The 20,885-nt window shown below is 71.8% G+C and carries 20 protein-coding genes; 13 read left to right on the top strand and 7 right to left on the bottom strand.

From position 1 onward, the window contains the following. Positions 1–19: 19 nt before the first annotated feature. Positions 20–652, bottom strand: a complete 633-nt coding sequence (locus tag I0C86_RS29030) for a hypothetical protein (protein ID WP_196204492.1) — start codon at positions 650–652, stop codon at positions 20–22. A gap of 220 nt (positions 653–872) precedes the next feature. On the opposite strand from I0C86_RS29030, the gene I0C86_RS29025 reads away from it, so the two are divergent. From I0C86_RS29025 to I0C86_RS29015, 3 genes are all read left to right on the top strand, one after another. Further along, positions 873–1,361 carry a hypothetical protein gene (locus I0C86_RS29025; RefSeq protein WP_196204491.1) on the top strand — a complete coding sequence of 163 codons (489 nt, stop codon included), beginning with the start codon at positions 873–875 and terminating at the stop codon, positions 1,359–1,361. Positions 1,362–1,528: 167 nt separating this feature from the next. Next, the gene (locus I0C86_RS29020) at positions 1,529–2,170 is read left to right on the top strand and encodes a hypothetical protein (RefSeq protein WP_196204490.1); all 642 of its coding nucleotides are present in this window, start codon (positions 1,529–1,531) and stop codon (positions 2,168–2,170) included. Positions 2,171–2,322: 152 nt separating this feature from the next. Beyond that, positions 2,323–3,279 carry an ADP-ribosylglycohydrolase family protein gene (locus I0C86_RS29015; protein WP_196204489.1) on the top strand — a complete coding sequence of 319 codons (957 nt, stop codon included), beginning with the start codon at positions 2,323–2,325 and terminating at the stop codon, positions 3,277–3,279. Between the two features lie 16 nt (positions 3,280–3,295). On the opposite strand, the gene I0C86_RS29010 is transcribed toward I0C86_RS29015, so the two are convergent. After that, the gene (locus tag I0C86_RS29010) at positions 3,296–3,883 is read right to left on the bottom strand and encodes a CGNR zinc finger domain-containing protein (RefSeq protein ID WP_196204488.1); all 588 of its coding nucleotides are present in this window, start codon (positions 3,881–3,883) and stop codon (positions 3,296–3,298) included. A 118-nt stretch (positions 3,884–4,001) separates the two neighbouring features. Here I0C86_RS29010 and I0C86_RS29005 point away from each other — a divergent pair, with 118 nt between their 5' ends. Together I0C86_RS29005 and I0C86_RS29000 are read left to right on the top strand one after the other, a co-directional pair. Further along, the gene (locus I0C86_RS29005) at positions 4,002–4,823 is read left to right on the top strand and encodes an MBL fold metallo-hydrolase (RefSeq protein ID WP_196204487.1); all 822 of its coding nucleotides are present in this window, start codon (positions 4,002–4,004) and stop codon (positions 4,821–4,823) included. After that, positions 4,823–5,707 carry a DMT family transporter gene (locus tag I0C86_RS29000; protein ID WP_196204486.1) on the top strand — a complete coding sequence of 295 codons (885 nt, stop codon included), beginning with the start codon at positions 4,823–4,825 and terminating at the stop codon, positions 5,705–5,707. The genes I0C86_RS29005 and I0C86_RS29000 overlap by 1 nt, the downstream gene beginning before the upstream one ends. 6 nt (positions 5,708–5,713) lie before the next feature. Here I0C86_RS29000 and I0C86_RS28995 read toward each other — a convergent pair whose 3' ends face one another. After that, a complete protein-coding gene (locus I0C86_RS28995; protein ID WP_196204485.1) occupies positions 5,714–6,295 on the bottom strand; it encodes a dihydrofolate reductase family protein in 582 nt (193 codons plus the stop codon). Positions 6,296–6,311: 16 nt separating this feature from the next. After that, complete coding sequence (locus I0C86_RS28990; RefSeq protein WP_196204484.1) at positions 6,312–7,502, bottom strand: MFS transporter; 1,191 nt, start codon at positions 7,500–7,502, stop codon at positions 6,312–6,314. A gap of 47 nt (positions 7,503–7,549) precedes the next feature. Between I0C86_RS28990 and pdxR the strand changes: the two genes are divergently transcribed. Further along, complete coding sequence (pdxR, locus tag I0C86_RS28985) at positions 7,550–8,980, top strand: MocR-like pyridoxine biosynthesis transcription factor PdxR (protein ID WP_196204483.1); 1,431 nt, start codon at positions 7,550–7,552, stop codon at positions 8,978–8,980. Between the two features lie 178 nt (positions 8,981–9,158). Further along, entirely contained in the window at positions 9,159–10,004 is an 846-nt protein-coding gene (locus tag I0C86_RS28980) for an MOSC domain-containing protein (protein ID WP_196204482.1), read from the top strand. 29 nt (positions 10,005–10,033) lie between these two features. Here I0C86_RS28980 and I0C86_RS28975 read toward each other — a convergent pair whose 3' ends face one another. Together I0C86_RS28975 and I0C86_RS28970 are read right to left on the bottom strand one after the other, a co-directional pair. Continuing rightward, complete coding sequence (locus I0C86_RS28975) at positions 10,034–10,969, bottom strand: hypothetical protein (RefSeq protein ID WP_196204481.1); 936 nt, start codon at positions 10,967–10,969, stop codon at positions 10,034–10,036. 11 nt (positions 10,970–10,980) lie between these two features. Continuing rightward, positions 10,981–11,643 (bottom strand): RNA polymerase sigma factor, encoded by a 663-nt coding sequence (locus I0C86_RS28970; RefSeq protein ID WP_323373900.1) that lies wholly within the window; start codon positions 11,641–11,643, stop codon positions 10,981–10,983. 532 nt (positions 11,644–12,175) lie between these two features. Between I0C86_RS28970 and I0C86_RS28965 the strand changes: the two genes are divergently transcribed. Next, positions 12,176–13,099: a DUF4034 domain-containing protein gene (locus tag I0C86_RS28965; protein ID WP_196204480.1), complete on the top strand. Its 924-nt coding sequence runs from the start codon at positions 12,176–12,178 to the stop codon at positions 13,097–13,099. A gap of 155 nt (positions 13,100–13,254) precedes the next feature. After that, positions 13,255–13,644: an LppU/SCO3897 family protein gene (locus tag I0C86_RS28960; RefSeq protein WP_196204479.1), complete on the top strand. Its 390-nt coding sequence runs from the start codon at positions 13,255–13,257 to the stop codon at positions 13,642–13,644. Between the two features lie 91 nt (positions 13,645–13,735). On the opposite strand, the gene I0C86_RS28955 is transcribed toward I0C86_RS28960, so the two are convergent. Next, positions 13,736–17,413 carry a discoidin domain-containing protein gene (locus I0C86_RS28955; RefSeq protein ID WP_196204478.1) on the bottom strand — a complete coding sequence of 1,226 codons (3,678 nt, stop codon included), beginning with the start codon at positions 17,411–17,413 and terminating at the stop codon, positions 13,736–13,738. Positions 17,414–17,850: 437 nt separating this feature from the next. On the opposite strand from I0C86_RS28955, the gene I0C86_RS28950 reads away from it, so the two are divergent. From I0C86_RS28950 to I0C86_RS28935, 4 genes are all read left to right on the top strand, one after another. Then, the gene (locus I0C86_RS28950; protein ID WP_196204477.1) at positions 17,851–18,627 is read left to right on the top strand and encodes an SDR family NAD(P)-dependent oxidoreductase; all 777 of its coding nucleotides are present in this window, start codon (positions 17,851–17,853) and stop codon (positions 18,625–18,627) included. A 10-nt stretch (positions 18,628–18,637) separates the two neighbouring features. After that, on the top strand, positions 18,638–18,949 hold the full coding sequence (locus I0C86_RS28945; RefSeq protein WP_323373898.1) for an L-rhamnose mutarotase: 312 nt from the start codon (positions 18,638–18,640) through the stop codon (positions 18,947–18,949). Continuing rightward, the gene (locus tag I0C86_RS28940; RefSeq protein ID WP_196204476.1) at positions 18,946–19,986 is read left to right on the top strand and encodes an aldo/keto reductase; all 1,041 of its coding nucleotides are present in this window, start codon (positions 18,946–18,948) and stop codon (positions 19,984–19,986) included. The genes I0C86_RS28945 and I0C86_RS28940 overlap by 4 nt, the downstream gene beginning before the upstream one ends. 68 nt (positions 19,987–20,054) lie before the next feature. Next, positions 20,055–20,885: TIGR04222 domain-containing membrane protein (locus tag I0C86_RS28935; protein WP_196204475.1), on the top strand; the 831-nt coding region annotated here is incomplete at its 3' end.

The raw sequence follows: 20,885 nt of genomic DNA, 5'->3' as shown, positions 1-20,885 counted from the left end.
GCCGTGCCGGGCCGCTCGGTCAGGCCCACCGGCCGGGGCTGGTGCCGGTGCCGGCGCGGAACAGGACCACGGCGGTGGCGTACAGCACGAGCGCGGCACCGAGTCCCGGCAGGACGGTCCAGAGTGCCGGGTGGCCGGTCAGCGGGGCGAGTACGGCGGTGCCCACGGTGACCAGGCAGAGCCCGGCGCCGGTCAGGTCGTAGAGGGGGACCCTGAACAGCCGGGTGAGCGGGAAGAAGTGGATGCCGACGCCGAGGCAGACGACCACCGGGATGAGCTCGGTGTGGTCGACGGCGGCGAGGATCCGGGCGAGAACGTAGATGCCGACGAACTCGGCGGTGACGATGAGCCCGAAGCGGCGGCGGGCGGCCTGGTAGTGACCGGCCGCGGCACCGGCCGGGGGTACGGCGGCGGAGCGCCGGAAGAGATGGACGGCACCGCCGATCGCGAGCACCGTGGCGAGCGCGCTGGCCACGGTCAGCACCCTCTCGACAGTGGTCGGCAGGTCGGCCGACAGGCCCCAACTGGTCCAGGCCAGGCCGAAGAACGCCATCACCACGATTCCGACGGCTCGTCCCCGGATGTCGTCCCGGGTGAAGCCGCTGCCGGCTCCGCTCTCGGTGGCAGTGGGTCGTTCGGTCGTGCTGCTCATCGTGCTTCCTCCCCGGCTCCGGGCCGGCCGGTGGAGCCGACCACACCCGTACTTGATGCAACGGACAACTTTGTAGCATAAACAAGTCCGCCACATCAAGTGGTTGGCGCCCGACGGCCGCGGCCGGGCTGCTCGACGTCGGATGTGGCCCCGGTTCGCTGCCCCTTCTGCTGGCGCCCCTCTTCGACGCGGTGGTGGGGGGATCGACGCCGACCCGGGCATGCTCCGGCGGGCCGACCGGGCGGCGGAGCAGGCCGGGATCGACAACGTGCGCTGGCACCACCTGCGCGCCGAGGAGCTGCCCGGCGGGCTCGGCACGTCCCGGGGAGTGCCCGGGAACGACCCGCTGCCGCATCCCCGCCCGCCGCACGACGAGGTCGACGCGCTCGTGGCCCGGTATCTCGGCCCGGTCCGCAGAGCCGGCCGGAGCCTGCTGCCGGGTGGGACGGAGGGCGGGGAGGAGGAGGTGATGCGGGCCGCCGGCTACCGGGGACCGCGCCGCTTCGAGGTCGCCGGGCGCGTGGTGTCGGAACGCACCGAGGACGAGGTGGTCAGCGCGGTCTTCTCGTTGTCGTACGCCGCGCCGCACCTGTTCGCCGAGCGCCGGCCCGAGTTCGAGCGGGACCTGCGCGCGTTGCTCCGTACGGCGTCGCCGACCGGGCGCTTCGCCGAGGGCACCCGAGCCGTCGAGCTGGTCTGGCAGCCGTAGGTCGACCCGCCTCCGGTGGCGCGTACCTTCGCCCGCGGTCAACGGTTCCGACGGTCCGATCGGCTGCCGGTCCCGCTTCCGGGGTCGAATTTGGAGACATCGAGGGAGGAGACTACGGTCAAGGCCGGCTGATGCCGCGAAATGGGGCCAACACGACTGATGGGATTATGGTGACTGTCCTCGACCCCCGGCGTATCCGATCCGTTGCCGCGCTCGCCGTCGCGTGCGTGGCGGTCCTGCCGCTCACGGCGGCCTGTGGAGGTGGCGGCACCGAGCCGCCCCAGTGGGCCGACGGGGTGTCGGCCTCCGAGTCCCCGTCACCCCTGCCGACACCGACCGAAGTGGACCCGACGTCGGCGCCGACCCCGACGGCGGTGCGCGCCAGCCGACCCGCGCCCACGACCGCCGCGCCGGCCAGCCGGCCGCGCACGATGGGGCAGCGGTCGACGGTGACGGTAGGCGTCTCGGGCGGGATGATGACCCAGTCCCGGACGTTCACCGGTCTCCATCAGGAGGGCTGCGGCAATCCGAGCTGGGGACTGCTGACGGTTCGGGTGAGCGGTGCCGGCGACGTCTCGTCGGTGGCGTTCCGCTATCAGGTACGCACCAAGGTGCCGTTCAACGGCAGCGGATCCGCCCGGACGATCGGCAACGACCGGGGTTCCTGGCTCGCCAGCCTCGGGCCGTTCCGGGCCGACCCGCGCAACTCGGCCGGCGGCGCGATCAACGTCACGGCGGAGGCGAAGTTCAAGGACGGCTCCACCCGCACCGCGAAGACCACCACCTCGCTCAAGGCCTGCCGGCGCTGACGTCCGGCCAGACTGACCGGCACGACGGCACGACGGCACGACGGCACGACGGCACGACGGCACGACGGCACGACGGCACGACGGCACGACGCTCGGCCGCGGGCCTGCCGCGGGATGGTCGAATGCGTGGGGTTCGGGCATGATCGGGAGCGATGAGTTTCGTACTGCACGAGCCGGCCCGGCTCGACCTCTGCTACGACAGCCTGCACGGGCTGTCGGTGGGCGACGCGCTCGGCGCCCAGTTCTTCATGGTCGGGCGGTCGCTCGCCGAGCTGATCGCGGGACGCCCGCCGGCCGGTCCGTGGGAGTGGACCGACGACACCCACATGGCCTGCTCGGTCGTTGCCGAACTCGGCGAACACGGGCAGATCGAACAGGACCGGCTCGCCGACGTCTTCGCGGACCGCTGCGAACCGTACCGAGGCTACGGGGCGGGCGCGGTGGTGATCCTGCACCAGATCCGGGACGGCGTGCCGTGGCGGGACGCGGCCGGGACCGCGTTCGGCGGCGAGGGTTCCTGCGGCAACGGCGCGGCGATGCGGGTCGCCCCGCTCGGCGCCTACCACGCCGACCGGCCGCGCCGGGCCGCCGAGCAGGCGATCAGATCGGCCGAGGTCACCCACGCACATCCGGAGGGGATCGCCGGTGCGGTTCTGGTCGCGGTCGCCGCCGCGGTCGCCGCCGCCGCCCGGCTCACCGGGGTATGCCCGTCCGCGCCCGCGTTCTTCGACCAACTCCAGCCCTATCTGATCGACGGGCAGGTGCGCCGGGGCATGGACCGGGCCCGAGGGCTGCTGGACCGGCGGTCGGCGGAGCCGGTGACGGTCGAGGAGGCGGCGTACGACCTCGGCAACGGCTCCCGGGTGACCGCCCAGGACACGGTTCCGTTCGCGCTCTGGGTCGCGGCCACCCACCTGGCTGACTATCCGGCCGCGATCACCGCGTGCGTGGCGGCCGGTGGGGACGTCGACACGACCGGAGCGATCGTCGGTGGGGTGGTGGCGGCGTACACCGGGCTCGGAGACCGGCCGGACGTGGTCGGCGTACCAGCGGCATGGCTCGCCGCCCGCGAGGAGCTGCCGCACTGGGCCCGGGCCCAGCCGAGCTGACCGTCATGTACGGCCGTCAGCTGCGACCGGTCCCGGCGTCCGGGCGGGTGTTGCGGCGGGCGTAGTGACGGGCCACCCGGGCCCGGTTGCCGCAGGTCGGCGAGCACCATTGCTGGCGGGGATCCTGCTGGAGGAAGAACAGGATGCAGCCCGGTGCCCGGCACAGCCGAAGCCGGTCGCGGGCGGGCTCGGCGAGCAGGATCAGCGCCGAGCGGGCCAGGTCGGCCGCGAGCGTCACGTCCGGGTCGCCGTGACTGGCCCGTTCGACGGTGACGGTGCCGTCGGGATGGGTGCGGGCGGCGAGTGTGACCGGTGCACCGGCGGCGAGCAGGCTGATCTGTGCGACGACGTCCGGGGGCGCGGGCGTGCCGTCGACGGCGGTGGTGAGCAGCTGTCGCACCAGATCACGCAGCCGCACCAGCAGCGCACGGGTCTGCGCTCCGTCGTCGGTGTCGGGGTGCCGGTCGCGTAACCATGCGGTGGTCTCGTGCGCGTCGGCGAGATCGTCGACCACCGCGTCGTGCTCGTGTCGAAGCGTGCTGAGCAGGTCGATGGCCAGCCGTGGGTCTGCCAGCGCCCAGCGGTCGCTCACGGACGGCTCCATGGCTCTAATGGTATCGGTCTTGACTCCCATTTGGTCAACTCGTAGCCTCCCTAATGGAACCTAATCTGTTTTCCATTACACGGCCGGTATGCGACCCGGCCGGCGGAGAGGATGCCCGATGCGGCTGATGTGGGCTGGTGGACCGACGACCCGGATCGAACTCGGTGCGTTCCGGATCCTCACCGACCCGACGCTCGGCGAGGGCCCGGAGGCGTTCGTCATGCGACGCCACCCGACCACCGGCGAGCTGAATGTGCCGATAGCGCGGCTGGCGCCACTGCCCGACGTCCGCCTCGACGATCTCGACGCGGTGATCGCCAGCCACCTGCACGCCGACCACTTCGACGCCACGGCGGTCGAGCGCCTCGACAGTTCGCTGCCGGTGCTCGCGCCCACCGCGAACGTCCCGCTGCTGCGCGACTGGGGTTTCGGGCAGGTGACCGGCCTGGACTGGGGCCAGGATATGACCTGGCACAAGGACGGACAGCGCCTGCGGGTGGCGGCGGTACCGGCCCACCACGCCCACGACAGCGGGGCCAGCCACGAACTCGGCGTGGTCAACGGCTACCTGATCGAGCACCACACCGCCGATTCGGCGTTCCGGATCTACTGGACCGGCGACACCGTCTGGTTCGACGAACTGCACGACATCACCGGCGCCATGCCCCGCGTCGACCTGCTGCTGCCGCATCTGGGCGGGGTCGGCAAGACCGGCGGGCCATGGGGACTGATCTCCCTCGACGGGGCCGAGGGCAGCCGGGTCACCACGGTGGTCAACCCCGACACTGTCATCCCGATCCACCACAGCACCTTCGACTTCTACGCCGAGCCGATCGAGGAGTACGCCCGCAGCCTCAAGGCCAGCGGCTACCCCGGGCAGCTCGTGATCCTGCGTGAGGGCGAGACCTGGACCGGCCCACGGTCCACAGCGAAGCGGTGATGGGCGGCGGCGGTGACGTGCGCCGCGTCACCGCCGCGCTCGCCACCACCCTGCTGCTGTGGTCGTCGGCGTTCGTCGCGATCCGGATCGCGACACCGCACTTCAGTACCCCCGGCATGACCCTGGCCCGGCTGCTGATCGCCGCGCTGGCGCTCGCTGTGGCCGCGCCGCTGGTCGGGCTGCGCCGCCCGGCCCGTGCCGATCTGGGCCGGCTCGTCGCGTGCGGTCTTACCGGCATGGTCGGCTACCAGTTCCTGCTCAACGCCGGCGAACGCACCATCGACGCCTCGACCGCCAACATCCTGGTCAACACGAGCCCGGTCCTGGCCACCGTGCTGGCCTGGGCCCTGCTCGCCCAGCGCCCGAACGCCAACAACTGGATCGGGCTCGGGCTCGGCGTCACCGGCGCAACGGTCATCGCGGTCACCCACGGCACCACCCCGACCGCCGGCGCCGACGCGTTGCTCATCCTCGGCGCGGCCGCCGCACAGGCGCTGTTCTTCGTACTCCAGCGGCCGTTGCTGGACCGATACACCGGGTTCGAGGTGACCACCTATGCCACCTGGACCGGGGTCCTGGCGGCCCTCCCGGCAGCGGGTCACCTCGCCGGCGACCTGACCTCCGGCACCCGGCCGGCCGCCCTGGCCAGCATCGTCTACCTCGGCGTCGGCCCCAGCGCCGTCGGCTTTCTCACCTGGGCCTACGCCCAGCGCCGGGTCAGTGTCGCCGCCGCCACCAGCACCCTCTATCTCGCGCCGCCCGTCACCGCCGTGCTCGGCTGGATCACGCTGGCCGAGACGCCCGGCCCGGCGACGGTCCTCGGTGGACTCCTCGTGGTCGGCGGCGTCATCGTCAGCCACCGCAAGCCCGCCGCCACCGGGTGAACGCCCTCATCGGGAGGCGTTGCGGTAATGGACCCGTACGACGCCGCACGGATAGGTTTTCGCACCGATCAGGGTGAGGCCGACCGGACCGGGAAAGAGGCGCTTCCCAGCACCGATCGCCACCGGGTGGACGTGCAGGATGTACTCGTCGACGAGGCCGAGCCGGACGAACGCCCGCGCGGTGCGGACGCCGCCGGGTACCCCCAGGTCCCGCCCCGGTTGTTGCTTCATCCGGGTCACCGCGTCGAACAGGGCCGCGTCGTCGGGGGCGACGAGGACCTCGGTGTCGTCCCAGGGGACGTCGACATCGGTCCGTGAGACGACGATGGTGTGCAGGTTGTTGACCGCCTCGGCGATGGCGCGGCTGTCCTTCGACGCGTTCGGGTCGGCGGCGACCGCCCGCCAGAACGGGACCATGCCCTGGGCCACGGGATAGCCGAGGAAACCGGCGTCGGCGGTGCTGAGCAGGGCGACGATGTCGGCGTTCAGTTCCTCGTCCGGAGCCTGGATCATCCAGTCGAGTTCGTTGTCGGGGCCGGCGACGAATCCGTCGACGGTGCTGGTCATGTACAGGAATATCTTGCGCATTCCGGATCCTCCGTGGTCAGCCGGCGCGACGGTCGCGCCGGACGATGGGCAGGCCGACGATCACCACGAGTGCGGTGAGGACGAAGGCGATCGGGTAGCCGGTGCCGACCGCCAGCGCACCGAAGGCAACCGCGCCGATGCCGAGGCCGGCGTCGTAGGCGAGATTCCACAGTGCACTCGCGGTGCCGTACGCGGACTGTGGCACCCGCGAGTACATGGTGGCGAGCGTGGCGTTCTGGGCGATGCCGAAGCCGGTGCCGAAGACGACGGCCGCGATCAGCACCGCCGCGGTGCTGCTGGTGAACATGAGCAGCGCCATCCCGGCGGCCGCGGCGAGAAGGCCGGGGATCAGCAGCGTGGTGAAACCGTGCCGGTCGCCGTGCCGGCCGGCCCACCAGCGGGCCGCCGTCGAGGCGGCGGACTGGGCGAACAGCGCCGCGCCGACGACGCCGGCCGATCCGGGGCGCACCGCCAGCGGAAGGAACGTCACGAAGACGCCGGCCGCCGTGGTGGTCAGGGCGAAGACCAGCGCCGGGCGGCGTAGCTGCGGCATGCGCATACCGGCGAACACGCCGATGGCGGTCGCCTTGCCGGCGGTCGCGGTGCGGGTGGGCAACCACGGGACGGTGGCGAGCGCGATTAGGGCGGCGACCGCGGCGGCGACGAACACCGGCGGGTAGCCGTGGTGCGCGGACAGCCAGAGGCCCAGCGGCAGCGCGGCCAGCGCCGGCACGCCGGCGACCACGCCGGTCAGGGCCAGGCCCTCACCGCGCCGTTCGGCCGGGATCAGCGTCGCGGTCATCGCGCCACCGGCCACGACGGTGAGCGCGAAACCGAGCCCACGCACGAGGCACACCGCCACGACGGCGGCGATGTGGGTCGAGGCCATCAGCGCGAGCGACGGCACACCGAGCAGGGCCAGCCCGGTCGCGAGCACCCAACGGTAGCCGTAGCGGGCGACGAGGCGGGGCGTGACCATCTCGCCGAGGACGGTGGCCAGCATCAGTGCGCCGGTGACCGCACCGGGCGCGGCCCCGCCGGCGGCCGCGACGTAGCTCGGCACCACGGACAGCAGCAGGTAGAAGCTGGTGGCCGAGCCGACCATCGAGACGAACCGGATCAGCAACTGCCGCGTGATCAGGACCGGTCGGGTGCCCGGCGGGCGGGTCGCGGTGACCGGGAGGTACGCGAGCGTCGAGGTCGGCATGCATTCGACGCTAGGAGCCAGCTGGGTTTCCAGTAAGCTCCAGTTTCATGTCGATCGAGTGGTCCAGTTCGGCTCCGGAGCTGCTGCTGACGCTGGACCGGGCCAGTGGCGAGCCGCTCACCTCGCAGCTGGAGCGGCAGTTGCGTGACGCGATCCGCACCGGCCGGCTCAAGGTCGGCGAGAGGCTGCCCTCGTCCCGTCAGCTCGCCCGGGAACTGGAGCTGTCCCGCGGTCTGGTGCAGGACTGCTACGGCCAGCTACAGGCGGAGGGTTACCTGTCCACCCGGGCCGGATCCGCCACCCGGGTCGCGTCGGGCGCGGTCACCCCGCCGGCCGCACCGCCACCGCCACCGCCGACCCGGCCGGAGCGGCTGCTGGCCGACTTCCAGTCGGGCGTCCCCGACCTGGCCAGCTTCCCGCGCGGCGACTGGCTGTGGGCACTGCGCGAGGGGTCCAGGGCCGCACCCAACACCCTGTTCGACTACGGCGACCCGCGCGGCAGCCAGTTCCTGCGGGAGGTGCTCGCCGGCTATCTGCGCCGGGTACGGGCCGCCGCGGCCGAGCCGCAGCACCTGCTCGTCTGTGCCGGATACCAGCAGGGTCTGTCCCTGGCCCTGCGTACGCTCGCGCGCGGCGGCGTCACGACCGTAGCCTGCGAAGATCCCGGCCCGGTCGACGGAAACGCGGCCGTGGCCGCCAGCGCCGGCCTCCGCCTGGTGCCGGTGCCGGTGGACGACGACGGCATCGACGTCACCGCGCTGGCCGCCACCGACGCCCGCGCGGTCATCCTCACCCCCGCACACCAGTGGCCGACCGGCGTCGTACTGGCCCCGGCGCGGCGCCGGCAACTCGTGGACTGGGCAAACCGGCACGATGCAACGATCATCGAGGACGACTACGACGCCGAGTTCCGCTACGACCGCGAGCCGGTCGGTTCGCTGCACGGGCTGGCAGCCGACCGCGTGCTGTCGCTGGGCACCGTGAGCAAGTCGCTGGCCCCGACGATCCGGCTCGGATGGATGCTGTGCCCGCCCGCGCTGACCCGGGCACTGAGCGAGGAGAAACAGATCCACGACCGCGGCTGCCCCGGCCTCGACCAGCTCGCACTGGCCACCCTCATCTCGTCCGGCCGGTACGACCGCCACCTGCGCCGGATGCGCTCGCTCTACGCCGCCCGCCGCCTGGCACTTTCCGAGTCGCTGGCACGACACGCGCCCGCCGTCCGACTGACCGGGCTGGCCGCCGGCTTTCACGCGCTCGCCCACCTGCCCGACGGCGTCACCGAATCCGGGGTGATCAGCGAGGCCCGGCAACGCTCCGTCGGTCTGTACGGGCTCAGTCCCCTGACGTCCGGCGGACGAGCGGCGCCGGCACGACTCGTGCTGGGGTTCGGCAACCTTCCCGAACGCACGATCAGGGCCGGCATCACCGCGGTCGCCGACCTGCTCTCCGGGCCTGTGAGACCGGCGGGCGGCTGACGGCAGGAAAAGGGCGTGTGGCGCCGGGCCCGCCAACGCGGTGACCCACAGGCGTTCCGGATCCCCAGATCGTGGGGTGCGGACCGGATGATCGGGTCGCGACTCCGGGTCGGCTGGCAACGGGCGTGCGCCGCAGCGAGGGTACCGGCGTCAGGCTGCCTCGTGTCATCCTGGTCGGATGCGAGTCGCCTCGATTCACACGTACCCGGTCAAGGGGTGCCGCCGGATGGACCGCGACACGGCGCGGGTCGAGCCGTGGGGCCTGGACGGCGACCGGCGCTGGCTGATCGTGGACGAGAACGGGCTCGGCCTGACCCAGCGCCAGCACCGGGAACTGGTGACGATGCGGGCGGTGTCGCGGCCCGGCGGGCTGACCCTGGACGCGCCGGGAATGGCACCGCTCGATCTGGACGAACCGACCGGCGGCGAGGCGATCCAGGTCCGGGTGTACCGGGGGCGGCCACCGTCACCGGTACGGGCCGTCGGCCCCGAGGCGGACGACTGGCTCAACCGGCTGTTGGGCCGCGCCGCCCGGCTGGTCTGGCTCGGTGACCCCACCGGCAACCTCGTTCCCTGGCCGGTTCCGACCGGCGTCGGCGCCGAGTTGAGCTTCGCCGACGGCACTCCGCTGCTGCTGGCCAACACCGCGTCGCTGGACGTGTTCAACGACTGGCTACTGGAGTCGGGCAGCACCGAGGGGCCGCTGCCGATGATCCAGTTCCGCCCCAACCTGGTGGTCAGTGGTGCCGCGCCGTGGGCCGAGGGCGAGTGGGTCGGCCGGCGGATCAGGATCGGCGGGGCCGTGTTCCACGGCGCCAACGAGTGTGGCCGCTGTCTGATCGCGACGATCGACCAGGAGACCGGGCAGCGCGGGCGGGAGCCACTGTGGATGCTCGCCGCGCGGCGGAATGTCGACCGGAAGCTCCTCTTCGGTCTCCAGATGCAGGTGCGGGCCGAACCGGGCGGACCGCCCCCGGAGGGTCGCACGGTCAGCGTCGGTGACATCGTCGAGGTCCTGGACTGACTGGAGCAGGCCCGCTCCCAGCGGCGCGGTCAGCCGCCGCCGCGTACCGGCGGACCGTCCCTGCCCGGCGGGGCCTCCTTGCCCGGGGGATCGTCCTTGCCCGGCACGCCATTCCCGCCCGGCGGATCGTTCTTGCCCGGCGGGTTGTCCCTGCCGGGCGGGTTGTTGTCGGGACCGGGATCGGTGTCCCGGTCGCCGTTGCCGGGTGTGCCGTTGCCGGGCCTCGGATCGGTGGCAAGGAGTTCACGACACCAGGTCTCGACCTCGGAGCGGCCGCCAGCCGCCTCGACCAGCGCTGTCGGCGGGTCGTTCCCGGCCGCCCGACCCTGGTTCGCCCCGTGTCCGGCGAGGTGGGCGTGGCAGAGCCCGAAGACCGACGGTGCCAGCCCCGCCGGGCCGGAGCCGGACCTGCGGGGTCCGGGGATCCCGGGACGGGGTACGGCGGTGGACGGCACGTCCGGCGGCGCCGTCGGATCCGAGGTGGTCGTGCCGATGCTCGGCCCGGGCCGGGGTGCCGGGGCCGGACGGGTGATCAGTGCGTCGGCGGCCAGCGCCGCGCCGGCGGTCAGCGTGGTGGCGGCGACGGCGATCCAGGCACCCGCTCCGGCGGTCAGCCGCCGGCGGGAGCGCCGGAGCCGGGACGCCGCCGGGGCCGTGGTGTCCCCGGACGCCGCCGGAGACACCCGCCGGGCTGTCGAGAGGGAGGCGTTCCGGGCGGCCTCGGCCGGTGCGTGCCGGGCCGCCCGGAACGCGGCCATTGCCGGCTCCTCGCCGTCGAGTTCCTTCGGCCGGACCGGTGCCGCCGCAGCGGCGAGCAGTCCTGCCACCGGATCCTGCTCGTAGGTCCGGGACACGCTGGATGGGTTCCGGGGCGGCTGTCCGGGCTCGGTGACCCCTGCGGCAGCGGCGTCGAGCAGTCGGTCGACGCCGTCCGGCTCCGGCCGAGGGCGTCGGCGCGAGCCCATCCGTCCCCCTCTCAGCGCCATCCCTGCCTCGCCGCCACGGCTTGGCCGGGACGGCCGTCGCCGACCGGTCCGGCACCGGCAGCCGACGGCCCCAGGTCTTCCGGCCTGAACGACTCCTCCCGTTCCAGCATCCGGGCCAGCCGGCGCAGCCCCCGGTGGGCGGCCGTACGGACCGCACCGGGACGCTTGCCCAGCACCCGCGCCGTGCTCTCCGCGTCCAGACCGATCACCGCGCGCAACAGCACCGCTTCGGCCTCCGTCCTGGGCAGGGCGGCGATCAGCGCGATCGCCGCGTCGGTTCCCAATCCCGCACTGGCGCTCTCGGCGGTGTCCTCGGCCGAGGGCATCTCCGACAGTTCCTCGACCGGCACCGGCAGCGCCGGACGTCGGCCCTGAAGCCGAAGGTGGTCCAGTGCACGGTTTCGGGCGATCCGGGTCGCCCAGGCCCGGAAGCCCGGTCCGTCGGCGAAGGTCGCCAGGTCGCGGGCGATCTGCAACCACGTCTCGGAGGCCACATCCTCGGCATCGGCGCCGACGAGCACGGTCAGGTAGCGCAGCAACCCCGGTTGGAGGGTCCGGTAGAGCAGGCGAAACGCTTCCTCGTCCCCGTCCTGGGCCGACCGGACCGTTTCCGCCAGGTCAGTCGGCACGGTCCGCGCTGGTCCGGGTCGCACGGTTCCGATCAGACCGGCGCGCGGCGACGACAGGTCGTCGTGCCGTGCGAGGTACGGCGACCGGCGCGGAACGTCCGAACCCTTCCACAACCCTCCCAGCCGTGCAGAGCCGAACCCGGGCCTCGCCGACGAACTTCGACCCGCACCGGTCGGTTGACCGGTCCAGGTGATCGCGGCCCTACGTTAGGCAGCGACCGGAAGCAGATCAAGTCGTTCGCGGATCGGATTCAGTGAGATATCTCGTCACGCGAACCGGCGAGTTGACGTAACACAATTCTGCCCAGCGGCGCTGCGTTGTCGATCCGCCTTCCCGCTGCCTTCCCGTTCCACGGCGTACGTCTTCCTCCCCGCCATTCTGTACCCGGGCGCCGAGGCCGACCCGGATCGGCGACGGATTCGGGTTCCGCTAGCCTCGTCCGGTCATTCGCGGGAGGAGACGGTGATGTGGCCATTCCGAAAGAAACAGCAACCGCCGACGGGTGCGCGCATTCGGCAGGCGGCTCCACCTACCGGACCGACCATCGACGAGGCCATGGGTGATCCGGGTGCCCGGCATCTGCGTACCGCGCTCGAGCAGCGGGACCGGGTCGGCGTGCGGGACTTCCTGAACTCGGTCGAGCACCCGGACGACCGGGCCTTCTACCTAGGTGTCTGCGCGGACACGGCAGGGGTGCAGGACTGGATCGGGGACTGGATCGCGGCCGAACCGCACTCGACGCTGCCGTTGCTGGTACGCGGCTGTCACGCCGTCTACTGGGCGTGGGAGGCCCGGGGCGGCGCCACGGCCGAAAACACCAGCCAGGGCCAGTTCCAGGGCTTCTTCGAACGGCTGCGACTGGCCGAGAACTGCCTCGACGAGGTGGTGGACCGCGATCCGACCGACACGACCGCCTGGACGTTCCTGGTCACGGCGGCGCGGGGCCGGCAGGTCGGCCGGGACGAGGCGGTGCGCCGCTTCGACCAGGTGGTACGCCGGCATCCGACCCATCTGATCGCGCACCGACAGATGCTCCAGTTCCTCTGCCGCAAGTGGTTCGGCAGCACGGAGGAGATGTTCGACTTCGCGCGTACGGCCGCAGCCGGGGCGCCCGGGGGAAGCCTGCTTCCGGAACTCGTGGCGGTGGCGCACATCGAGCACTGGCTCGACCTGCCGAGCGAGGAGAAGGATCCGTACATCATGAGTTCGGCGGTGCGCGCCGAGTTGCGGGCGGCGGCCGAGCGGTCGGTCTGGCACCCGGACTACCAGCGTCGGCCGGGCTGGCCCAGCGCGTTCAACTCGTTCGCCCTCGCCTTCTCCTTCGCCGAGGACTATCCGGCGGCGGCAGCCGTCTTCGACGCGATCGGCGACAACGTCACCGAGTGGCCCTGGTACTACTCCAGCGGCAGCGACCCGGCCGGGCGATTCGCCACCTGGCGGGACCTGGCTCTCGCCCGGCGGCACGAGCCGCCACGGTAATCCGCGCCACCACCCCCGTTGGGGTGTAACGGAATGACGGTCGAAAACGCTACCGCCAGGTGGCGGAAGAACTGCCGGACCAGCCCTTCCCGGTCCGTGACGGCCCCGCTATCCTCTGCCGGTCCCACCGATCCACACGGGGAGCGAGTACACGCATGTCCGATATCACCCAGCCGGAACAGAAGTCGAAGAAGTCGATCGGCACCTGGTTCCGTAACCTACGTACGGTCAGCAAGTTCCGGCTGATCCTTTTTGGAATCGCCGTTCTGGTGGCACCGTTCGCCATCTACGCGGGGCTCGACGAGCCGAACCAGGCGAAGGCCGGCGACTGCATGGCCGGACAGAGCACGTCTGACCTGCGAATGGTCGAATGCACCGACGCGGCGGCGGAGTGGAAGGTGCTCGGTCGCCTGGAGGGCAAGTCCGAGGCCGACCACAACGACACCGTCTGCGCCGCCTACCCGGAGACCGAGGCGTCGTTCTACGAGGACGGGCGGCGGTTCCGGAAGGGCTACATCCTCTGCCTCGGTGCGGCCGCCAAGTAGAGCCGCTCCGCGCGACGAGTAGCTCCGCACGGTGTTAGGAAGGGCCCCTTCTACATCAGAAAACGATAAGAAGGGGCCCTTCCTTACGCAGCTAGGGGTTGACGGTGATGGTGAAGGTGGACGTGGTGTTTCGGATGTCCTGGTAGTTGTTGCTCAGCCGGAGGTTGTTGAACAACGCCGTGCCGCGCGCCGGCCCCTGGCCCGCCTCGGGCATCTCGTTGGCCCAGATGCCGAACCCGGACCTGGCGTCGTACGCGTCACCGCTGCGTTGCGCACCGCTGATCGAGATGTTGGTGAATACCGTGTCGGTGACCGGGAACTGTGGCTGACCGCCGACGTAGTTGGTCTGGAACATGATGCCGTGGTAGGTCGGGTCCACGATGTCGACGTCGCTGACCCGGATCCCCCGCATCTCCTTCGAGGCGGAGAAGACCCATATCGCGGGGAAGGTCTGCGCGCCCCAGAAGTGGCCGCCGGACCGGACTATCGAGGCGTTCTCGATCCTGGTCAGGCCCGGCCCGAATCCGACGAACGGGTACCCGAAGTCCAGCGAGCTGATGGTGATCCCGGAGTAGACGAGCTGGTCGGCGATGTACATGTTGCGGAAGACGTTGTCCTGTCCGCCGTACACCGCCACGCCCGCCGCCCGCCAGGTAAGCGTCGCCGTGAGATTTTCGAAGACGTTGCCGGTGTTCGCCCCGCCACCGGAGTCGGTCGCGGAGAAGAGGGCGAACGCGTCGTCGCCGTTGCCGCGTCCCTCGACGTTGCTGACCAGGTTGTTCGTGCTGCCGTTGGTCATGTTGACCCCGTCGGCGAAGGTGTTGCGGATCCGCGAGTTCCTGATCGTGATGTTGCTGACGTGTACGCCCCAGAACATGCAGACGGTGTGCTCGACCCAGACGTTGTCGAAGGTCAGGTTCTGCACGTTCGACAGCTCGCCCCAGACCTTGCCGGGGCCGTCGATCCGGGACGTGTAGTTGCCGAAGAAGGCGAGGTGTTCGAAGGAGGAGCCGTTCGCCGAGCTTTCGACCTGGAAGCCGGCGTTGGTGTCCGAGCCGGTGGGTGGGGTCTGGATGCGGGTGTACCACATGCCCGCGCCGACCACCCTTACCGCCTTGCCGTACACGTTGAACTTGTTCGAGGTGCTGTAGGTGCCGGCCGGCAGGTAGACCCCGAGCAGGTTGCCGGTGGTGTCCATCCGGACCCGGTCCAGCGCGTCCTGGACGTCCTGCTGGCCCGTGCCGGTCGGGGTGGTGTAGCGGGCCGGGTCCGGGTTCGCCCGGGGCGAGACCTGCTCGGTGTTGATGAAGTCGATCGCGTACGTGGTGTTGTTGGCCGGGTCCTTCTGGAGCCGGATCCGGCTACCGGCCGGGATCGACGAGTTGAGCATCACGTTCGCCTCGTCGTAGATGTGCCGGGGGCCACCGGCGCCGGGCGAGTTGCTCGGCTGCGCCTCGTTGCCGTAGAGCCAGGCGTACCGGCTGGTCAGGTCGATCGCCTTGTGGAAGGTGCCGTCGACGTAGATGTTCAGCGTCGAGCTGGCTCCGCCGCCGCCGGGGCTGTCCGGCATCGAGAACCGGGTGACCAGGGTGTTGGTCGGCGCCCGGGTGGTCCACTCGACGTAGCTTCCGGTGCCGTTCAGGGTCACCGCGCGCCGGCCGGAGGCCTCACCGGCGAGGTCGCCGACGATCCGGTTCGGCCCGACGATCGACGCACCGCCGCCGAGCACGCCGTCCTCGGCCTCGTACATCTCGTACGGCATGTTCGCGCCGCGTCCGACGAAGAACGGGGTGTCGCTGGTGTTGTTGGCCTGCTTCACCGGCAGCTCGTTCGCGTCGGCGGCCAGTACGGTCCGTACCGTGTACCGGCCGTTCGCCGCGGTCCAGGTGCCGAGGCTGACCGGTGCGGTGCTGGCACCGGCGCCGACCGTGCCGCTGTACGAGCCGGTCAGGGTCCGCACCGTCGCACCGGTCGCGTTGAGCACGGAGACCGTGATGCCGTGCGCGCCGCCGGCCGAGGCGATGGTGCCCTGGTTGCGGATCGCCACCGAGAACGTGACGAGCTGGCCGTTCGCCGGGGTGCTCGGCGACCAGCTTCCGACGGCGACCAGGTCCGAGCTGGCGACGGGGGAGACGGTCAGCGGGGACGGGTTGGTGAGGCTGTTGTTCGTCTCGCTCTGCTCGACGACGGCGTTCGACTCGTCGACCTTGGCGCTCAACTGGTAACTGCCGGCGTTGCGTGGGCCGGCGTTGGCGGTGACGGTGCTGCTGGCCCCGGCCGCGAGCCCGCCGACGGCGGCGGTGCCGACCAGGGTCGTACCCAGGTAGAAGTTGACGTTGGTGGCGCCGGACGCGGCGGTGCCGGCGTTGCGGACCGTGGCCGAGACGGTGATCGCGGTGGTCTCGACCGGCGCGGCCGGGTTCCAGGTGGCGGCGGTGACGGTCAGGTCCGGGTTCGGGGCCGGCACCCCGAGGACCTGGAACTCGGCGACCTGTCCGGCCGGTGCTCCGCTGTTGGAGGTGATCGACAGGCGTACGTCGGCGACGTTGCCGCTGACCGGGATGGTCACGCTGTTGCCGCTGGCCGGGCTGAAGCTGTAGAGCGTCGCCGCCGCCAGGGTGGTGAACGTCGAGCTGCTCTGTTCGCGGCCGAGCACCTGGATCGTCTGGCTGCGTGGCCCCCAGGCCGGGTCGGGGTTCAGCCGGACGACCACCGAGTTGACGGTGGCGTTCGCGCCGAGCTGCACGGTGAGCACGCTCGGGTACGCCCCTCCGGCGCCCTCCCAGTAGGTCGCCACGTTGTCGTCGTTGGCGTTGGTGGCGACGAAGGTGTGCACCGTCGACGAGGCGGTGATCGGCCGGTGAACGGCCAGATTCGTTCCGCTCGGCCCACCGGTTCCGGTCCGGGTGACGCTGTTGCTGCTCGGCGACACGTTGCCGGCGGCGTCCCGGGCCCGCACCTGGTACGTGACCGTGGCACTGGCCGGCTGGTCGTCGGTGTACGTCAGCACGTTGCCGAGGTTGGCCCGGAGCGTGCCGTTGGCGTAGACGTCGTATCCGGTGACGCCGGTGTTGTCGGTGGCGGCGGACCAGGTCAACCGGATCTGCCCGCTGGCCGGCTGGGTGTACGCCAGGTTCGTCGGCGCGGTCGGTGCCTGGTTGTCGGGGCCGCCGGTCGGGCCGTGCACCTCGAATTCGGAGAGCTGACCGGCCGGCCAGCCGGTGTTGGCGGTGATGTGCAGCCGCAGGTACCGGGTGTTGGTCGCGGGCAGGGTGATGGTGACGGTGTTGCCGCTGGCCGGGTTGAAGGTGTAGCCGGCGGTGGCGACGAGCGTGCTGAACGTCGTTCCGTTGTTGCTGTTCTGTACCGACAGGGTCTGGGTCCGGGTGCCCCAGCCGGTCGGCAGTTTGAGCACGAGCCGGTTCACGTCGGCGGCCGATCCGAGGTCGGCCTGGATCCACTGTGGAAAGGCGTTGTTGCCGCTCTCCCAGTAGGTCGCCTGGTTGCCGTCGCCGGTGTTGCTGGCCGGGTACTCCGGGTGGGAACTGCTGGCGGTCAGGGTGGCGGGTACGGCGGCGGTAGCGGCCCGCTGTGCCGGGTTGTCGGGGCGGGCCGAGGCCGAGGTCGCGGCGGAGGCCGAGGTCGCGGCGGAGGCCGAGGTCGCGGCGGAGGCCGAGGTCGAGGTCGGAAAGAGCGATCCGGCGACCACGACCAGTCCGGTGGCGAGCGTGGCCGCGATCAGGCGTGGCCTTACCTGCTGCTGTCTCATTGCGTTCCTTCGGCGCTCGTCGGAACCGACAGGGGGCTGCGGGGACGGCCGGACCTGGTCGGCGTCTGGCCCGGCGGGCAGAAGTACGGAGGGCGCCTGTTCATTTATTCCGGGAAGTACGGAGCTATCCGACAGCCTCTAGCCCGGAAGTTGCGCTACGTCGTCGTAATGTTGCAGACGTGCTGCGGCCGCGTCAACACCTCGCGCGGATCAGTCCACGTCGATGGGGCACACTCGGATGATTTATCGGGATCGATCGTTATTTGCGGGTCCGAGGGCGGCTCGCGACGCGGGTTCGGTGCAGGCCTGGCACAGTGGAGCCTTGCCGCTGGTCGGGCAGCCGGGGGACCGGCTAGACATCGGATGTATGGCCAGGCATGATCGCGATCGGCGGCTCTCGGCCGGGCGTGACAGTTGACCCGATGTGGAGTGGTGGGATGACCGAGTTCACCGGCCTGACGGCTCTCGTCACCGGCGGTGCGTCCGGGATCGGGCTGGCCACCGCGCGGTTGCTGGCCGCGCGGGGCGCCCGGGTGGCCTGCCTCGACCTGACCCCGGAGTCGGTGCCGGAACCGCTGCTCGGCATCCGCGCGGACGTCAGCGACGACGAGTCGGTCCGCGTCGCGGTGCGGACCGCCGTGACCACGTTCGGCCGGCTCGACATCCTGGTCAACAACGCCGGGATCGGCGCGCTGGGCACCGTGGAGAGCAATCCGGACGACGAGTGGCACCGGGTCCTCGACGTCAACGTGGTCGGCCTGGTCCGGGTGACCCGGGCCTGCCTGCCGGCGCTGCGGGAATCGCCGTGCGCGGCCATCGTCAACACCTGCTCGATCGCCGCGACCGCCGGCCTGCCGCAGCGGGCGCTCTACAGCGCCAGCAAGGGCGCGGTGCAGTCGCTGACCCTGGCGATGGCCGCCGACCACGTGGCGGAGGGCATCCGGGTCAACTGCGTCAACCCCGGCACCGTGGACACCCCGTGGGTCCGCCGGCTGCTCTCCGCCACCGCCGATCCCGACGCCGAACTCGTCGCGCTGCGCGCGCGGCAGGCCACCGGCCGGCTGGTCAGCACGGACGAGGTCGCCGCCGCGATCGTGTACCTGGCCAGCCCGTCGGCGGCGTCCACCACCGGCGCCGTACTCGCGGTGGACGGCGGGATGCAGGGCCTGCGGCTCCGGCCGCCGGCCGCCAACGCCGGAACAGGCAGATCCTGAGGAGGTACGCGTGGAGCAGATCGCCCTGCACACCCGACTGAAGCCGGGCAAGGAACAGGAGTACGAGCGGGTGCACGCCACCATCCCGGTCGCGCTGGACGAGGCGCTGCGCGAGGCCGGGGTCCGGTCCTGGCGGATCTGGCGCAGTGGTCGGGACCTGTTCCACCTGGTGGAGGTCGACGACTATCCGGCGATGCGGGCCGCCCTGCGGGACCATCCGGCGAACATTCCCTGGCAGGCCCGGATGGCCGAACTGCTGGAGGTCGAGGACGACTACTCCGGCGACGACCACGGCCTCGGTCGCGTCTGGCACCTTCCATGACCGGGCCGTCCGGGGTCCGGCTGGGCCGTTCGACGGTCACGGTCGGTCGGCTCGGCCTGGGTACCGCGCCGCTGGGCAACCTGCTCGGCGCGGTCGACGACGCCACCGCCACGGCCACCGTGGACGCCGCCTGGGCCGCCGGCATCCGCTACTTCGACACCGCGCCGCACTACGGGCTCGGGTTGGCCGAGCGTCGACTCGGGGCGGCGCTCGCCGGACGTCCCCGGTCCGGGTACACCGTCAGCACCAAGGTCGGCCGGCGGCTGGTGCCGGATCCCGACGGGGCGGGACGCCGGGACGACGAGGGCTTCGACGTACCGGCCGCGCACCGCCGGGTCTGGGACTTCAGCGCCGACGGAGTACGCCGGACCCTGGAGGCCAGCCTCGACCGGCTCGGCCTGGACCGGGTGGACCTGCTGCTGATCCACGATCCGGAGGAGCACCAGGCGGAGGCGCTCGGACAGGCGTACCCGGCGTTGCACGAGTTGCGGGCCCAGGGGGTGATCGGCGCGCTCGGGGTCGGCTCGAAGCGGTGGGACGTGCTGCACCGGTTCGTCGCCGAGACCGAGGTCGACGCCGTGATGCTGGCTGGCCGGTACACCCTGCTGGAACAGCCCGCCCTGGACGGGCTGCTGCCGGACTGCCTGAGCCGGGGAGTGTCGGTGCTCAACGTCGGAGTGTTCAACAGCGGCCTGCTGGCCGTCGACCGGCCCCACGCCGGCCTGCCCTACGACTACGGCGAGGCACCGGCCGCGATCGTCTCCCGGGCCCAGGCGATCGCCGAGGTCTGCGCCCGGTACGCCGTTCCGCTGCCGGCCGCCGCCCTGGCCTTCGCCGGAGCCCATCCGGCGGTGGCCTCGGTGCTGGTCGGCGCGCGGGATGCCGAACAGATCACCCGCAACGCCGAGTTGGCCGCCGCCCCGGCACCGCCCGACGAACTCTGGGCCGAACTGGTCGAGCGGGGCCTGCTCCGGCCGGACGCGCCCCGGCCCTCGCGAGCGCTGTTCCCCGCCGGGCATTACCCTTCCGAGACCTGACACCGAACTGAGCAGGGGCGGGCGCACCCGACACTGGGGTGAACCTCCTCCTCGTGCAGGGAGCGCCCGTGTGGTCTCTCGTCATCCCCACCTTCGTCCTGGCCTACCTCGGTACGGCGGCGGCCGTCTTCGTCGGCGCGTTGGTCCACCGTCGCCGGGTCCTCGAGCAGCCGCCCCGGCTCGGTCTGAAGGACCTGCATCCGCAGCAGGTCGGCTACCTGCACCTCGGGGAGCGGCTGGCCGTCTACGCGTCACTGGCCGGTCTGCGCGCCGCGGGGGCGGTACGGATGAACCGGGACAAGCGGACGTTGCGGGTCGACCGACCGCTGCCGGCCGCCGCCACCGCGCTCGACCGGGCGGTGTACGCAGCAGCCACCGACGGTGTGGCGCAGCAGGCGCTCCGGGCCGATCCCCGAGTGGTCGGAGCCGTCGGTGAGGTGCGGGACGAGCTGGAACGGGCCGGACTGCTCCTCGGCCCGGAGGCGAGGCGGAAGGCCCGGCGCGGCGCCTGGCTGCTGCTGGCGCTGCTGGCCGTCGGCGTCGTCCGGATCAGCTTCGGCACCAGCGACGGTCGGCTGGTCGGCTACCTCGGCGGGTCGGTGCTGCTGACCCTCGTCGGCTTCCACGTCCTGGTGGCCCGGATACCCCGCCGAAGCCGGGCCGCCGACGCGATGCTCGACCAGTTACGCCGCACGCACCGCCACCTGGACGCCGACCATCGCCCGGCGCTGGCAACGTACGGTCCGGCGGCGGCGACGGCGGTGGCGCTGTTCGGCACCGTTGTCCTCGGCTACCTGGACAAGGACATGGGACACGAGGCGTACGTCGAGCACGAGGATGTCTATACCGGGTCGACCGGAACCGCGGGTAGCTGGGCCAGCTCCGGCAGCAGCTACGGC

This window comes from Plantactinospora alkalitolerans (assembly GCF_015690345.1).
GTDB classification, from domain to species: Bacteria; Actinomycetota; Actinomycetes; order Mycobacteriales; family Micromonosporaceae; genus Plantactinospora; species Plantactinospora alkalitolerans.
This window is presented reverse-complemented; position numbering and strand designations above follow the sequence as displayed.

Excerpts from the sequence above, each read along its gene's own strand:
- I0C86_RS29030 (WP_196204492.1), bottom strand. The coding sequence starts at position 652 with ATGAGCAGCACGACCGAACGACCCACTGCCACCGAGAGCGGAGCCGGC.
- I0C86_RS29025 (WP_196204491.1), top strand. The coding sequence starts at position 873 with ATGCTCCGGCGGGCCGACCGGGCGGCGGAGCAGGCCGGGATCGACAAC.
- I0C86_RS29020 (WP_196204490.1), top strand. The coding sequence starts at position 1,529 with ATGGTGACTGTCCTCGACCCCCGGCGTATCCGATCCGTTGCCGCGCTC.
- I0C86_RS29015 (WP_196204489.1), top strand. The coding sequence starts at position 2,323 with ATGAGTTTCGTACTGCACGAGCCGGCCCGGCTCGACCTCTGCTACGAC.
- I0C86_RS29010 (WP_196204488.1), bottom strand. The coding sequence starts at position 3,883 with ATGGAGCCGTCCGTGAGCGACCGCTGGGCGCTGGCAGACCCACGGCTG.
- I0C86_RS29005 (WP_196204487.1), top strand. The coding sequence starts at position 4,002 with ATGCGGCTGATGTGGGCTGGTGGACCGACGACCCGGATCGAACTCGGT.
- I0C86_RS29000 (WP_196204486.1), top strand. The coding sequence starts at position 4,823 with ATGGGCGGCGGCGGTGACGTGCGCCGCGTCACCGCCGCGCTCGCCACC.
- I0C86_RS28995 (WP_196204485.1), bottom strand. The coding sequence starts at position 6,295 with ATGCGCAAGATATTCCTGTACATGACCAGCACCGTCGACGGATTCGTC.
- I0C86_RS28990 (WP_196204484.1), bottom strand. The coding sequence starts at position 7,502 with ATGCCGACCTCGACGCTCGCGTACCTCCCGGTCACCGCGACCCGCCCG.
- pdxR (WP_196204483.1), top strand. The coding sequence starts at position 7,550 with ATGTCGATCGAGTGGTCCAGTTCGGCTCCGGAGCTGCTGCTGACGCTG.
- I0C86_RS28980 (WP_196204482.1), top strand. The coding sequence starts at position 9,159 with ATGCGAGTCGCCTCGATTCACACGTACCCGGTCAAGGGGTGCCGCCGG.
- I0C86_RS28975 (WP_196204481.1), bottom strand. The coding sequence starts at position 10,969 with ATGGGCTCGCGCCGACGCCCTCGGCCGGAGCCGGACGGCGTCGACCGA.
- I0C86_RS28965 (WP_196204480.1), top strand. The coding sequence starts at position 12,176 with ATGGGTGATCCGGGTGCCCGGCATCTGCGTACCGCGCTCGAGCAGCGG.
- I0C86_RS28960 (WP_196204479.1), top strand. The coding sequence starts at position 13,255 with ATGTCCGATATCACCCAGCCGGAACAGAAGTCGAAGAAGTCGATCGGC.
- I0C86_RS28955 (WP_196204478.1), bottom strand. The coding sequence starts at position 17,413 with ATGAGACAGCAGCAGGTAAGGCCACGCCTGATCGCGGCCACGCTCGCC.
- I0C86_RS28950 (WP_196204477.1), top strand. The coding sequence starts at position 17,851 with ATGACCGAGTTCACCGGCCTGACGGCTCTCGTCACCGGCGGTGCGTCC.
- I0C86_RS28940 (WP_196204476.1), top strand. The coding sequence starts at position 18,946 with ATGACCGGGCCGTCCGGGGTCCGGCTGGGCCGTTCGACGGTCACGGTC.